The organism is Cognatishimia maritima (assembly GCF_900129685.1).
Lineage (GTDB): Bacteria > Pseudomonadota > Alphaproteobacteria > Rhodobacterales > Rhodobacteraceae > Cognatishimia > Cognatishimia maritima.
This window is the reverse complement of record NZ_FQWM01000010.1, coordinates 41,911-55,630: the sequence shown is the minus strand read 5'-3', so window position 1 is coordinate 55,630 and position 13,720 is coordinate 41,911. Positions and strand designations below refer to the sequence as shown.

The 13,720-nt window shown below is 57.4% G+C and carries 13 protein-coding genes; all 13 read left to right on the top strand.

Annotated features, from left to right (window positions below):
• Positions 1 to 134: 134 nt before the first annotated feature.
• The 13 genes from BUA39_RS16050 (at position 135) to BUA39_RS15990 (ending at position 13,715) form a co-directional block, all read left to right on the top strand.
• Complete coding sequence (locus BUA39_RS16050; protein ID WP_072794242.1) at positions 135 to 809, top strand: HAD-IA family hydrolase; 675 nt, start codon at positions 135 to 137, stop codon at positions 807 to 809.
• 89 nt (positions 810 to 898) lie between these two features.
• Complete coding sequence (locus tag BUA39_RS16045; protein ID WP_072794259.1) at positions 899 to 2,092, top strand: DegT/DnrJ/EryC1/StrS family aminotransferase; 1,194 nt, start codon at positions 899 to 901, stop codon at positions 2,090 to 2,092.
• A gap of 177 nt (positions 2,093 to 2,269) precedes the next feature.
• Positions 2,270 to 3,433, top strand: coding sequence for an isovaleryl-CoA dehydrogenase (locus tag BUA39_RS16040; RefSeq protein WP_072794241.1), 1,164 nt, complete (start codon positions 2,270 to 2,272; stop codon positions 3,431 to 3,433).
• Between the two features lie 34 nt (positions 3,434 to 3,467).
• Positions 3,468 to 5,072, top strand: coding sequence for a carboxyl transferase domain-containing protein (locus BUA39_RS16035; protein ID WP_072794240.1), 1,605 nt, complete (start codon positions 3,468 to 3,470; stop codon positions 5,070 to 5,072).
• 116 nt (positions 5,073 to 5,188) lie between these two features.
• Positions 5,189 to 7,129, top strand: a complete 1,941-nt coding sequence (locus tag BUA39_RS16030; RefSeq protein WP_072794239.1) for an acetyl-CoA carboxylase biotin carboxylase subunit — start codon at positions 5,189 to 5,191, stop codon at positions 7,127 to 7,129.
• A gap of 3 nt (positions 7,130 to 7,132) precedes the next feature.
• On the top strand, positions 7,133 to 7,795 hold the full coding sequence (locus tag BUA39_RS16025; RefSeq protein WP_072794238.1) for a glutathione S-transferase family protein: 663 nt from the start codon (positions 7,133 to 7,135) through the stop codon (positions 7,793 to 7,795).
• A 1-nt stretch (position 7,796) separates the two neighbouring features.
• Complete coding sequence (locus BUA39_RS16020; protein ID WP_072794237.1) at positions 7,797 to 8,654, top strand: hydroxymethylglutaryl-CoA lyase; 858 nt, start codon at positions 7,797 to 7,799, stop codon at positions 8,652 to 8,654.
• A gap of 7 nt (positions 8,655 to 8,661) precedes the next feature.
• A complete protein-coding gene (locus BUA39_RS16015) occupies positions 8,662 to 9,444 on the top strand; it encodes a crotonase/enoyl-CoA hydratase family protein (protein ID WP_072794236.1) in 783 nt (260 codons plus the stop codon).
• 390 nt (positions 9,445 to 9,834) lie between these two features.
• Positions 9,835 to 10,200 (top strand): NADH-quinone oxidoreductase subunit A, encoded by a 366-nt coding sequence (locus tag BUA39_RS16010; RefSeq protein ID WP_072794235.1) that lies wholly within the window; start codon positions 9,835 to 9,837, stop codon positions 10,198 to 10,200.
• On the top strand, positions 10,191 to 10,724 hold the full coding sequence (locus BUA39_RS16005; protein WP_278246333.1) for a NuoB/complex I 20 kDa subunit family protein: 534 nt from the start codon (positions 10,191 to 10,193) through the stop codon (positions 10,722 to 10,724). Before BUA39_RS16010 ends, BUA39_RS16005 begins: the two co-directional genes overlap by 10 nt.
• Positions 10,721 to 11,326: an NADH-quinone oxidoreductase subunit C gene (locus BUA39_RS16000; protein WP_072794233.1), complete on the top strand. Its 606-nt coding sequence runs from the start codon at positions 10,721 to 10,723 to the stop codon at positions 11,324 to 11,326. Before BUA39_RS16005 ends, BUA39_RS16000 begins: the two co-directional genes overlap by 4 nt.
• Entirely contained in the window at positions 11,326 to 12,549 is a 1,224-nt protein-coding gene (locus BUA39_RS15995; protein WP_072794232.1) for an NADH-quinone oxidoreductase subunit D, read from the top strand. The genes BUA39_RS16000 and BUA39_RS15995 overlap by 1 nt, the downstream gene beginning before the upstream one ends.
• Positions 12,549 to 13,715 (top strand): NADH-quinone oxidoreductase subunit E, encoded by a 1,167-nt coding sequence (locus tag BUA39_RS15990; RefSeq protein WP_072794231.1) that lies wholly within the window; start codon positions 12,549 to 12,551, stop codon positions 13,713 to 13,715. Before BUA39_RS15995 ends, BUA39_RS15990 begins: the two co-directional genes overlap by 1 nt.
• Positions 13,716 to 13,720: the final 5 nt, after the last annotated feature.

Below are 13,720 nucleotides of genomic sequence, written 5' to 3'. Positions count from 1 at the left end.
GTTTTATCCGGTTGGCAGAAGGGCGCAAGGGATTGCGCTATCAAAGAAGGTTGCGAGTTGTAACAGCCATTGCAGGGTATGGGCGGGTTTTCGCCCTGATTGCAACGGCCTGAGGGCGTCAGAAAGCGGGCAGGATGAAATCGGTAATTTTTGATCTGGATGGAACTTTGGCGGATACCTCCGGCGATTTGCTGGCCGCGGCCAACCATTGTTTTCGTGAGATGGGACATGGTGACGTCTTGCAGCATGGGGATGATGCAGGCGTGGCCCTGCGTGGCGGGCGCTTCATGCTGACGGCGGGTCTCAAACGTGTCGGGGCCTATGATGTCGATACGGTTGATCGCTATTATCCGGTGCTACTCGCGGCTTATGGCGAGGCCATCGCGGAACACACCACGCTTTACCCCGGTGCGATGGAGGCTGTCGAACAACTGAAAACGCTGGGTTTCGCTGTTGGCGTTTGTACCAACAAGCCCGAAGGACTGGCGCGGCAATTGCTGACCGAACTTGATGTTCTGGAGGCGTTTGGGGCCTTGGTCGGTGCAGACACGCTGCCTGTGCGCAAGCCTGACCCGGCCCCTTTGGTTGAAACTGTTCGGCGGCTTCGTTGTGATCCGCGCCAATGTCTTTTGGTGGGCGACAGCGACACCGACCGCAACACGGCGCGCGCGGCGGGCGTTCCGTCGGTTTTGGTCACCTTTGGCCCCAGCGGAGAAGATATGGCTGCATTGGAGCCAGAGGCCCTGTTAGAGGACTATGCCGCCCTGCCGAAAGTGGTTCAGGCATTGCTTGGCCCTATGTCCATCTAACGTCTGGACATTCAAAAGACTGGATTTCGAATTCTAGAATGGGAGATGCGCACATTGACGCCCATCACCCCAACCCGCAGAGTGACACAATGACAGAAGTATTCACCGGCAGTTTCACCCAGCAGGAGCCGATCCCAGAAGAGGGCATCGAAGCCGCGCTGAAGGTCATGCGTTCGGGCCGGTTGCATCGTTATAATGTGGCAGCGGGCGAGGCGGGCGAAACCGCTTTGCTTGAAAAGGAATTCGCGGATCAGCTTGGTGTGAAATACTGCCTCGCGGTCGCCTCTGGCGGCTACGCGATGGGGGCAGCCCTGCGCGCCATGGGCGTGGCACCGGGCGCGCGCGTTTTGACCAATGCCTTTACATTGGCCCCGGTGCCCGGCGCGATCGCCTCGGTCGGGGCCGTGCCGGTGTTTGTAGGCGTCACTGAACAATTGGTCATAGATTTGGACGATCTGGAAGCCAAAGCCGATCAGGCTGAGGTCTTGATGCTGTCGCATATGCGCGGGCACCTCTGTGACATGGATCGTTTGATGGAGATCTGCCGCGCCAACAATATCCGCGTGATCGAGGATTGCGCCCACACCATGGGGGCCAGTTGGCGCGGCGTCGCGTCAGGTCTGTGGGGCGATATGGCCTGCTATTCGACGCAGACCTATAAACACGTGAATTCGGGTGAAGGTGGGTTCCTTGTGTCCAACGACCCGGAGTTGATGGCCAAGGCGACCATTCTGTCCGGTTCTTATATGCTCTATGGGCGCCATTTGGCAGCACCTGATCCTTCCTATTTTGAAGAGATCAAATACCTGACGCCCAATGTTTCGGGCCGTATGGATCATCTGCGTGCCGCCATTCTGCGCCCACAGTTGCGTAATCTTGCTGCCCAATGCGCTGCGTGGAACGCGCGGTATGACACGGTGGACACTGGGCTTGCCGACACGCCCGGACTGACGCGGATCGCGCGGCCAGAAGAAGAGACCTACGTTGGATCGTCGATCCAATTTCTGCTGCTGGACTGGGAAGAAGCCAAAATTCACGAGGTCATTGCCCGCTGCGCCAAACGCGGTGTCGAACTCAAATGGTTCGGCGGCAAAGAACCTGTCGCCTTCACCTCGCGCTATGACAGCTGGCGCTATGCCCCGTCAGAACCGATGCCAAAAAGTGACCGCGTCTTGAAAGGCGTGATCGATATGCGCATCCCGCTGACCTTCTCGGTTGACGGCTGCGCCCTGATCGCGCGGATCATCAAAGCCGAAGTCAGCGCGGTGTATCAGGCTTCGTGACGCACGAAGGTTTCTAAGCGCATTCCAGTCGACTCTCTCAGCAGTAGGCCGGCGTGACGTGACGTCTCGGCCTGTTGTCGTTTGCAAAGAACGTCGCGTCGCAATCGCCGCTCGGACTTGCGCGGGCGGGCTCTCGTCTCGTATAAAATGAACAAACGTTCAATAACGGGGTTGCCCATGTTTATGCACACACTGAATTTCGATCTTGGCGAAGAGGTCAACGCGCTGCGCGAGATGGTGCATCGCTGGGCCCAAGACCGCGTGCGCCCAATCGCGCAAGAGGTTGACGCGAAAAATGAATTCCCAGCGGAACTTTGGACCGAAATGGGCGAGCTGGGGCTTTTGGGTGTGACCGTGCCCGAAGAATTCGGCGGTGCAGGCATGGGTTATCTGGCGCATGTGATTGTGACCGAGGAACTCGCGCGGGCTTCGGCCTCTGTATCGTTGTCTTACGGCGCGCATTCGAACCTTTGCGTGAACCAGATCAAATTAAACGGCAATGCCGAACAAAAGGCGAAATACCTGCCCAAACTTGTGTCTGGTGAACATGTCGGCGCACTGGCGATGTCGGAAACCGGGGCCGGATCTGACGTGGTCTCGATGCAGTTGCGGGCCGAAAAGAAGAACGACCGCTATGTGCTGAACGGCAACAAGTTCTGGATCACCAATGGCCCCGATGCGGACACTTTGGTTGTTTATGCGAAAACCGATCCAGAGGCAGGGTCCAAGGGCATCACGGCCTTTCTCATCGAAAAAGACATGACCGGTTTTTCGACCTCCAAGCATTTCGACAAACTGGGGATGCGCGGGTCAAACACCGCTGAACTGATCTTTGAAGACGTCGAAGTCCCGTTTGAAAACATTCTGGGCGAAGAGGGGCGCGGCGTGCGTGTTCTGATGTCCGGTCTGGACTATGAACGGGTGGTTCTGTCTGGCATCGGCACCGGCATCATGGCGGCGTGTCTGGATGAGGTCATGCCCTATCTGGCAGAGCGTAAGCAGTTTGGTCGCCCTATCGGGGACTTCCAACTGATGCAGGCTAAAATCGCCGATATGTACACCAAGATGAACTCAGCCCGTGCCTATACCTATGAGGTCGCAAAGGCCTGCGATCGGGGTCAAGTGACGCGTCAAGATGCTGCGGCCTGTGTGCTTTATGCCTCGGAAGAAGCCATGGTTGTCGCCCACCAGGCGGTGCAGGCCATGGGCGGCATGGGCTTTATGAATGAAACCCCAGTCAGCCGAATTTTCCGGGATGCCAAACTGATGGAGATCGGCGCAGGCACCAGCGAAATCCGCCGGATGCTGATCGGTCGCGAATTGATGGGGAAGATGGCGTAAACGCCAAAGAAATGAATTTTCAGGAGGTTACGCCGTGAAGTTGAATTCAAGTGCGATGCCATCATCCGAAGCGTTCAAGGCCAATGTTGCGGGCCATATGGAAGCGCTGAACGTCGTTTCTGAGGTCGCGCAAGCTGCTGCCTTGGGCGGCGGAGAGCGGTCGCGAGAGCGTCACATTAGCCGGGGCAAAATGCTGCCACGCGAACGGGTGGCAAACCTGCTTGATGCCGGTTCGCCTTTCCTAGAGGTCGGTGCGACAGCGGCCCATGGCATGTATGATGGCGCGGCGCCCTGTGCGGGTGTCGTGGCCGGGATTGGCCGGGTGCATGGCCAAGAAGTCATGGTGGTCTGCAACGATGCCACCGTGAAGGGCGGCACCTATTATCCGATGACCGTCAAGAAACACCTGCGCGCGCAGGAGATCGCCGAGGAATGCAACCTCCCCTGCATATACTTGGTGGACAGTGGCGGGGCGAACCTCCCCAATCAGGACGAGGTTTTCCCCGACCGCGACCATTTTGGCCGGATTTTCTACAATCAGGCCCGGATGAGCGCGAAGGGTATTCCGCAGATTGCAGTTGTGATGGGGTCTTGTACGGCGGGCGGTGCTTACGTGCCCGCGATGTCTGACGTGACCATCATTGTCAAAGAACAGGGCACAATCTTTTTGGCCGGTCCGCCGTTGGTGAAAGAGGCGACAGGTGAGGTTGTCTCTGCCGAGGACCTTGGCGGTGGCGACGTCCATACACGGCTATCAGGTGTGGCGGATTATCTGGCCGAAGATGACGCCCATGCGCTGGCTTTGGCGCGACGGGCTGTTAGCCACCTCAATCGTGCGAAGCCCACGACCGTCAATTGGCAAAGCCCCGAAGACCCTGCTTATGACCCGGCTGAAATCTTTGGTGTGGTGCCTGCTGATTTGCGCACGCCTTATGACATCCGCGAAGTCATCGCGCGGGTCGTGGATGGTAGCCGGTTTGATGAATTCAAACCGCGCTTTGGCGAGACTTTGGTGACCGGCTTTGCCCATGTCAAAGGCTGTCCGGTTGGGATCGTCGCCAACAATGGCGTGCTGTTTAGCGAAGCAGCGGTCAAAGGCGCGCATTTTGTGGAACTTTGTTCGCAACGCAATATCCCCTTGGTTTTCCTGCAGAATATCACGGGCTTTATGGTTGGCCGCAAATACGAAAGTGAGGGCATTGCGCGTCATGGTGCAAAGATGGTGACCGCTGTAGCCAGCACCAATGTGCCCAAGATCACCATGTTGGTCGGCGGTTCTTTTGGCGCAGGCAACTACGGCATGTCGGGGCGCGCCTATTCGCCTCGGTTCCTGTGGACCTGGCCGAATTCGCGGATCTCGGTGATGGGCGGCGAACAAGCCGCGGGTGTTCTGGCGACAGTCAAACGCGACGCGATTGAGCGGCAGGGCGGCAGTTGGTCCGCGGATGAGGAAGCGGCCTTTAAGCAACCGACAATTGACATGTTTGAACGTCAAAGCCACCCGCTTTATGCCTCGGCCCGGCTTTGGGACGACGGCATTATCGACCCACGCAAGACCCGCGATGTTCTGGCGCTGTCGCTGAGCGCGGCACTCTGTGCACCGATCAAACCGACGAAATTTGGTGTGTTCCGGATGTAAGCCGTTTGGGGGTTTGCCCCCAGACGCAGCCAAGCTGGGGGCCAGCCCCCAGACCCCCGGAGTATTTATGGAAAGATGAAATTCAGAGAGCCTGAAATGGACCTGAGGAGACGCCGATGTTTGACAAGATTTTGATCGCCAACCGTGGTGAAATCGCCTGCCGCGTGATGGAAACCGCGCGAAATTTGGGCGTGAAAACTGTTGCGGTATATTCGGATGCTGATGCGGGGGCGAAACACGTCGCGATGGCCGATGAAGCCGTGCATATCGGCAGCTCTGCCCCAGCGGAGAGCTATCTTAAGGGTGATGTGATCATTCAGGCGGCGTTGGGCACGGGCGCGCAGGGGATTCATCCGGGCTATGGGTTTCTGTCTGAAAACCCCGATTTTGTCGATGCGGTCGAGGCAGCGGGCCTGACTTTTATTGGTCCTTCCGCCAAGGCCATTCGCGCCATGGGCTTAAAAGATGCGGCCAAGGCTCTGATGCACGAAGCAGGCGTGCCGGTTGTGCCGGGCTATCACGGCGCCAATCAGGACGCCGGCTATTTGCAGGCGCAGGCGGATGAGATTGGGTATCCGGTCTTAATCAAGGCCGTTGCTGGCGGTGGTGGTAAAGGCATGCGTTTGGTTGAGCGCGCTGCGGATTTCTCTGACGCGTTGCAATCTGCGCAGAACGAGGCGACGACGGCCTTTGGTAACCCGGACGTCTTGATCGAGAAATACATCCAGCAACCGCGTCACATCGAAGTGCAGGTTTTTGGCGATGGCCAGACGGCAGTGCACCTGTTTGAACGCGATTGTTCCTTGCAGCGACGTCACCAAAAGGTCATCGAAGAAGCCCCCGCGCCGGACATGCCGTTGGATGTGCGCGAAGCGATGGGGCAGGCCGCCGTGCGCGCGGCAGAAGCCATCGGTTACAAAGGCGCAGGGACGGTGGAGTTCATTGTTGATGGCTCCGAAGGCCTGCGCACGGATGGCTTTTGGTTTATGGAGATGAACACCCGCCTGCAGGTGGAACACCCCGTGACGGAGTTGATCACCGGTGTCGATCTGGTGGAATGGCAGCTGCGCGTGGCCTCTGGGGAGCCGATCCCTGTGGCGCAAGAGGACCTGACGATCAACGGTTGGGCCTTTGAGGCGCGGCTTTACGCAGAAGATGTGCCAAAGGGCTTTCTGCCTGCAACCGGCACACTCAGTCATCTCGCCTTCCCGGAAGGTTGCCGCGCTGACAGCGGTGTGCGCAGCGGGGACACGATCAGCCCTTTTTATGACCCGATGATTGCCAAGGTGATCGTGCATGGGCCGTCCCGTGCGGCGGCGCTCTCCAAGATGCGGCAGGCGTTGGCGGGATGCGAAGTGGCGGGCACCGTCACCAACCTTGCCTTCCTCGGCGCGCTTTGTGCCCACGACGGTTTTGCCAAGGGTGAAGTCGACACCGGTCTGATTGCGCGGGATATTAATGCGCTGACCGCGATGGAGGCGGTCTCAGCAGAGATCACAGCCCAAGCGGCTTTGGCCGTGTCAGGCGTGTTGGACAAGCCTGCCGATGCACCGGGGTTTGTTCTGTGGCGCCCATTGCGCCATCGGGTCTATTTACGTCAAGGAGAGGAAGATATCACGACCAAGATCAAAGTCCTCTCTGAGGATCAAGTCGCGGTGGAGGTGGATGATAAAGAAGTTGTCGCCCAACGCACGCCAACCGGCTGGCGCATGGGGGGCAAGCGCGTCGCGCAGTCTGTTGTTGCAGGCGGTAAAGTCACCGTGTTTGAAAACTATGGCGTCGCCTTTAATGTGGTAGATCCTTTGGATCGTGCCGCCGCTGGTGGGGCTGCGGGCAATATTATTGAGGCCCCGATGCCGGGGCTGGTGAAAGCGGTTTTTGTCAAAGCGGGGCAATCCGTGACGGAAGGGGATCGTCTGGCGATCCTTGAAGCGATGAAGATGGAGCATTCGCTGCTGGCCGCGCGCGATGGGACCGTTGCAGAAGTGCTGGCCGAGGCAGGTGCGCAAGTGGAAGCCGGGGCGGCGCTGATCCGGCTGGAGGATGAGGAGGCTTAGGCCATGATCACGCTTCACCATGTGGCGGCATCTCGGTCGTTTCGCACGCTTTGGCTGCTTGAGGAATTGGGGCTGCCTTATGCGGTGAAACACTACAAGATCACCGATGGGTCCTTGCGTGATCCGGGCTTTTTGGCGATATCTCCTGCAGGGCGTGTGCCCGCGTTGGAAGTTGACGGAAAGGTCATTTTCGAAAGCGCGGCGATCACGCAATATCTTTGCGAATCCAGACCGTTATCGGGGCTTGCTCCGAAGCAGGATGAGGCGGAGCGGGTTGATTATCTGCAGTGGCTTTCCTTTGCCGAAACGCAAGCCAGCATCATTGCGTCGTTGAATTTGCAGATGGTCTTTTTGCGACCGCCTGCAGAGCCCTCTGTCGCGGTGTTGAAGTTGGAAGTCGCCCGCCTGAAGCTGACATTGCGCCCGCTCGAAGAATTGTTGGGTCAGCAGGATTGGCTACTTGCCAGTGGCTTTTCGGCGGCAGATACGATGTTGGGGTATAATTTGACGGCGGTGCCGTTTTTTGTGGACCTAGCAGATTTCCCAAACATCCGCGCCTATGTTGAACGTATGCAAGCACGTCCGGCATTTCAGCGTGCCAGAGCACAAGACGGGGCGCAGGAATTCTATTCTAAACCGTTCTATTCACCTGAGGATTATGCGTAAAATGCCTGAATTTGTTGAGATTTTCGAAGTTGGTCCTCGGGACGGGTTGCAAAACGAAAAGGCGCAGATTGCAACAGAAGATAAGATTGCATTGGTGGATTGCCTCAGCGCTGCGGGCTTCAAACGCATTGAAGTGGCGAGTTTTGTTTCTCCGAAATGGGTGCCGCAAATGGCGGATTCTGGCGCGGTTTTAGCCGGGATCAACCGAAAATCCGGCATTTCCTATGCGGCGCTGACACCGAATATGAAGGGCTTTGAGCGCGCGGTTGAGGCCAAAGCGGATGAAATCGCGATTTTTGCTTCGGCTTCCGAAGGGTTTTCCAAGGCCAATATCAACGCGTCCATTGCCGAAAGTTTGGAGCGTTTTGCGCCTGTGGCAGCGGCGGCACAGGCGCAGGGCATTCCGGTGCGTGGCTATGTCAGCTGCGTGACGGATTGCCCCTATGATGGAAAGACCGACCCATTGGATGTCGCGCGGGTCGCGAAGGCACTGCTTGATCTTGGCTGTTATGAAATTTCATTGGGCGATACGATTGGGCAGGGCACACCTGAAAGAATTCAAGCGATGTTGAAGGCCGTCATCGATGTCGTGCCTGTCACACAATTGGCTGGGCATTATCACGATACCTCTGGTCGTGCCTTGGACAATATCGAGACGTCGCTGGAGCTAGGGGTGCGGGTCTTTGACGCCGCTGTCGGGGGTCTTGGCGGTTGCCCCTATGCGCCGGGGGCGGCTGGGAATGTCGCGACCGAAGCGGTGGATCAACGACTGATCGCATTGGGCTATCAAACGGGGCTTGATGCGGCCATCATTTCCAAAGCAGCGGACATGGCACGCGCAATGCGGGCAGGGAGCTAGGATAGATATGTACAATACAATTTCCATTTCGACCGATGCGCGCGGTGTCGCTACTTTGACTCTGGATCGGGCTGAAAAGCACAATGCGATGTCCGCCGAGATGATGCGCGAATTGACCGAGGCCGCGAAGGCGCTGGGTACTGACAACAAGGTGCGCGTTGTGGTTCTGACGGGTGCCGGCAAATCCTTTTGCGCGGGCGGTGACCTCGGCTGGATGAAAGAGCAGATGGCCGCTGACCCGGAGACGCGCTTTGTTGAGGCGCGCAAACTGGCAGAGATGCTGCAGGCGTTGAACACACTGCCAAAACCGCTGATTGGCCGCCTGCAGGGGAACGCTTTTGGAGGTGGGGTTGGTATGGCCTCTGTCTGCGATGTGGCTATTGGCGTCGAGAGCCTGACTATGGGGTTGACCGAAACCAAGCTGGGACTGATCCCGGCGACCATCGGCCCTTATGTTCTGTCGCGTATGGGCGAGGCCATGGCGCGGCGCGTCTTTATGTCGGCGCGGCTTTTCGAAGCGGCGGAGGCTGTGACACTGGGCCTATTGGCCAAGGCGGTCCCAGCAGAGGACTTGGACGCCGCCGTTGAGGCCGAAGTCACCCCTTATCTGGCCTGTGCACCTGAGGCCGTCGCACGTGCCAAGGCGCTAGCGCGTCGCTTGGGACCTCGGATTGATGACGCAGTGATTGACCACACGATCTCTGAGCTTGTGGCCTGTTGGGATGGCGATGAAGCGAAAGAAGGCGTGGGCGCATTCTTCGAAAAGCGCAAAGCCGCTTGGGTGCAATAAATCTCATGTAGGGCCGCCATCGCGGCCTTTGTTATCGCCTAGGCCGTGCAGCATTCGTCCACGCATTGGGGAATCGAGTGTCAGTACGGCCTAGGGTGTACACCAAGGCGCGGTCTCAATTTTTTGCAAATTTTTAACCGGTGTTGCCGGGGTGGCGGCTTGCGAGCGCATCAGAACCGGATTGAAACCGGCTTTATTTGTGGGCGAAAGGCGCCTTGGTGTGGGTAAATTCAGGTTTCAAGGGCTTGCAGTGCCGGACATAGCAAAAGCGTCACACCCGGGCCAGATTTGGTTGACCCCACCCAAGGGCAGGGGTAAACCCGGCATGATCTGTACAGCCATCTGAAATGCCGTTTGTCCCGGTGACATGCCGCATGAAAGGAGCCACCCGTGGAAGAGATGCTGAGGGAATACCTTCCCATCCTCGTCTTTCTGGCCATCGCAATCGCCTTGGGCCTCGTTCTAATCCTTGCTGCTGTCGTTGCCGCTGTGCGCAACCCGGACCCTGAAAAGGTTTCAGCTTATGAGTGTGGATTTAACGCCTTTGACGATGCCCGCATGAAATTTGATGTGCGGTTCTACCTCGTGTCGATCCTCTTTATCATCTTTGACCTAGAAATCGCGATGTTGTTCCCTTGGGCTGTGGCTTTCAAAGACATCAGCATGGTGGGCTTTTGGTCCATGATGGTGTTCCTTGCTGTTCTGACCATCGGCTTTGCCTACGAATGGAAGAAAGGGGCTCTGGAATGGGAGTGATGACCGGAGTCAATACGGCTGGCGCTGACAAAGAGGTCGCGACGCAAGCCCTGAACGCAGAGTTGCAGGACAAAGGTTTTCTGCTGACCTCGACCGAGGACATTATTAACTGGGCGCGTACCGGCTCGTTGCACTGGATGACCTTTGGTCTGGCCTGTTGCGCGGTAGAGATGATCCAGCTGTCGATGCCACGCTATGACCTTGAACGCTTTGGCACCGCGCCGCGTGCATCCCCGCGCCAATCTGACCTGATGATCGTGGCTGGCACTTTGACCAACAAAATGGCCCCCGCGCTGCGCAAGGTTTATGACCAGATGCCAGAGCCGCGTTACGTGATCTCTATGGGGTCCTGCGCGAATGGCGGTGGCTATTATCACTATTCCTATTCCGTTGTGCGCGGCTGTGACCGTGTGGTGCCGGTCGATGTCTATGTGCCAGGCTGCCCGCCAACGGCAGAGGCTCTGCTTTACGGCATCCTGCAACTGCAACGTAAGATTCGCCGCACGGGGACATTGGTACGATGAGCGACGCCCTGAAAGAACTCGGTGCCCTGATCGAGGCCAAACGCGCCGATTGTGTGTTGGCTTGGGATGTGACCCACGGCGAGTTGAACGTGGATGTGGCTCCCGCCAACATTGTTGGCTTTATTGACTTCCTGAAAACCGATGCGACCTGCAAATTTACGGTTCTTGTCGATATCACGGCAGTTGACTACCCAGATCGCGTCAAGCGGTTTGACGTTGTCTATCATCTGCTGTCGATGCACCAAAACCACCGCATTCGCCTGCGCGTGTCGATCCGCGAAGACGAGATGATCCCATCCGTGACAGGCGTGCACCCCGGCGCGAATTGGTTTGAACGTGAAACCTTTGACATGTTCGGCATCATCTTTACTGGCCACCCGGACCTGCGCCGTTTGCTGACAGACTATGGTTTCCGCGGCCACCCGCTGCGCAAGGATTTCCCGACCACGGGTTACACCGAAGTGCGCTATGATGACGAGCTGAAACGCGTTGTCTACGAACCCGTCAGCCTGCCGCAAGAATACCGCCAGTTTGATTTCATGTCCCCATGGGAGGGCGCGAATTACATCCTGCCGGGCGATGAGAAAGAGGGGGCGAAATAATGGACGGCTCCAAGTTTGATGACGGCAGCGTTGACGCGCTGCAGGGCGAACAGAAAATTCGCAATTTTAACCTGAACTTCGGCCCGCAACACCCTGCGGCACACGGGGTTTTGCGTCTGGTTCTGGAACTGGATGGCGAAATTGTCGAACGTTGCGACCCACACGTTGGTTTGTTGCACCGTGGCACCGAAAAGCTGATGGAAAGCCGCACCTACCTGCAGAACCTGCCGTATTTTGACCGGTTGGATTACGTCGCCCCGATGAACCAGGAACACGCTTGGTGTCTGGCCATCGAAAAGCTGACCGGCACCGAAGTGCCGCGTCGTGGCCAGTTGATCCGCGTTTTGTTCTGCGAAATCGGCCGGGTGCTGAACCACTTGATGAACGTGACCACGCAAGCGATGGACGTTGGCGCGCTGACACCGCCGCTTTGGGGGTTTGAAGATCGCGAAAAGCTGATGATCTTCTATGAACGGGCCTGCGGTGCGCGTCTGCACGCGGCTTATTTCCGTCCCGGCGGAGTGCATCAGGATATCAACGACAAGCTGATTGATGACATCGAAGAATGGGCCATCACGTTCCCCGCGCGTCTGGATGATATCGACGGTCTGCTGACCGAGAACCGGATTTTCAAGCAGCGCAACGTCGATATTGGCGTTGTAACCGCGAAGGACGTTCAGGAATGGGGCTTCTCGGGCGTTATGGCGCGCTCTGCGGGCCTTGCATGGGATCTGCGTCGAGCGCAGCCCTATGAATGCTACGACGAGTTTGAATTCCAAGTGCCTGTCGGCAAAAACGGCGACTGCTATGACCGCTACCTGATGCGCATGGAAGAGATGCGTCAATCGGTGTCGATCATCCGCCAAGCCATTGTGAAACTACGCGAAGCGACAGGCGACGTTCTGGCGCGCGGTAAAATCACGCCGCCAAAACGGGCTGAAATGAAGACCTCGATGGAAAGTCTGATCCACCACTTCAAGCTTTACACCGAAGGTTTCCACGTGCCTGCGGGCGAGGTTTACTGCGCGGTCGAAGCGCCAAAAGGCGAGTTCGGTGTTTATCTGGTGGCCGATGGCACCAACAAACCCTATCGCAGCAAAATCCGCGCGCCGGGCTATGCACACCTGCAAGCCATGGACCACATTTCCAAAGGCCACCAATTGGCCGATGTCGCTGCCATTATCGGCACGATGGACATCGTGTTTGGGGAGATCGATCGCTAATGCTCCGCCGTCTTTATCACGAACAACCGGACAGCTTTGCTTTCACACCGGCGAACCAAGCTTGGGCCGAAGCGCAGATCACCAAGTATCCCGAAGGCCGTCAGGCCTCTGCTGTGATACCGCTTTTGTGGCGCGCACAGGAACAGGAAGGCTGGGTCACGAAGCCCGCGATTGAGTACATCGCGAACATGCTGGATATGGCCTATATCCGCGTGCTTGAGGTGACCTCTTTCTACTTTATGTTCCAGATGCAACCGGTTGGGTCCGTTGCGCATTTGCAGATTTGCGGGACGACGTCCTGCATGATCTGCGGTGCCGAAGACCTGATCGCAGTCTGCAAAGAAAAAATCGCCGCAAACCCACATGAATTGTCTGCTGACGGGAAATTTAGCTGGGAAGAGGTTGAATGTCTGGGCGCTTGTACAAACGCGCCAATGGCACAAATCGGTAAGGACTATTATGAAGACCTGACCGCCGAAGGCCTCGCCAAGATGATTGACGATATGGCCGCTGGCCAAGTGCCTGTGCCGGGGCCTCAGAACGGGCGCTATGCGGCAGAGCCATTGTCTGGCCTGACCTCCTTGACCGAATACGACAGCGGCAAGACTAAGTATAATGCGTCTGCACAGCTTGCGACTGATCTGGGTGACAGCATCAAGCGCATCGACGGTTCTGAGGTGCCTTTGACCACGCCATGGATTGGCAAAGATGGCAAGGTTGCAGGCCGCGATGCCGCTGACCCAACGCCCGCTGTGCCTAAGCCTGCGATGCCTGCCGCAAAGCAAGCTGAACTGCGCAAGAAAATGGCGGAGGAAACCACCGCCAAGCCAGATGTCAAACCGGCCGCAGAGCCAACCACACGCGAAGATGTCGCTGAAAAGCAGCCAGAGGTGCTGGACGCTGCGCGGGACGGGCAGGCAGACGATCTTAAGCTGCTCAAAGGTGTGGGGCCTAAGCTGGAACAGACTCTGAATGAGTTGGGATTCTTCCACTTTGATCAGGTCGCCGCTTGGGGTCCCGAAGAAATCGCTTGGGTCGACAGCCGGTTGAAGTTCAAAGGCCGTATCGAACGCGACGGCTGGATTGAACAGGCGAAAATCTTGGCCGAGGGCGGTGATACAGAATTTTCAACCCGGTCTAAAAAAGGTGACAAGGCCGGAGAGTAACAAAG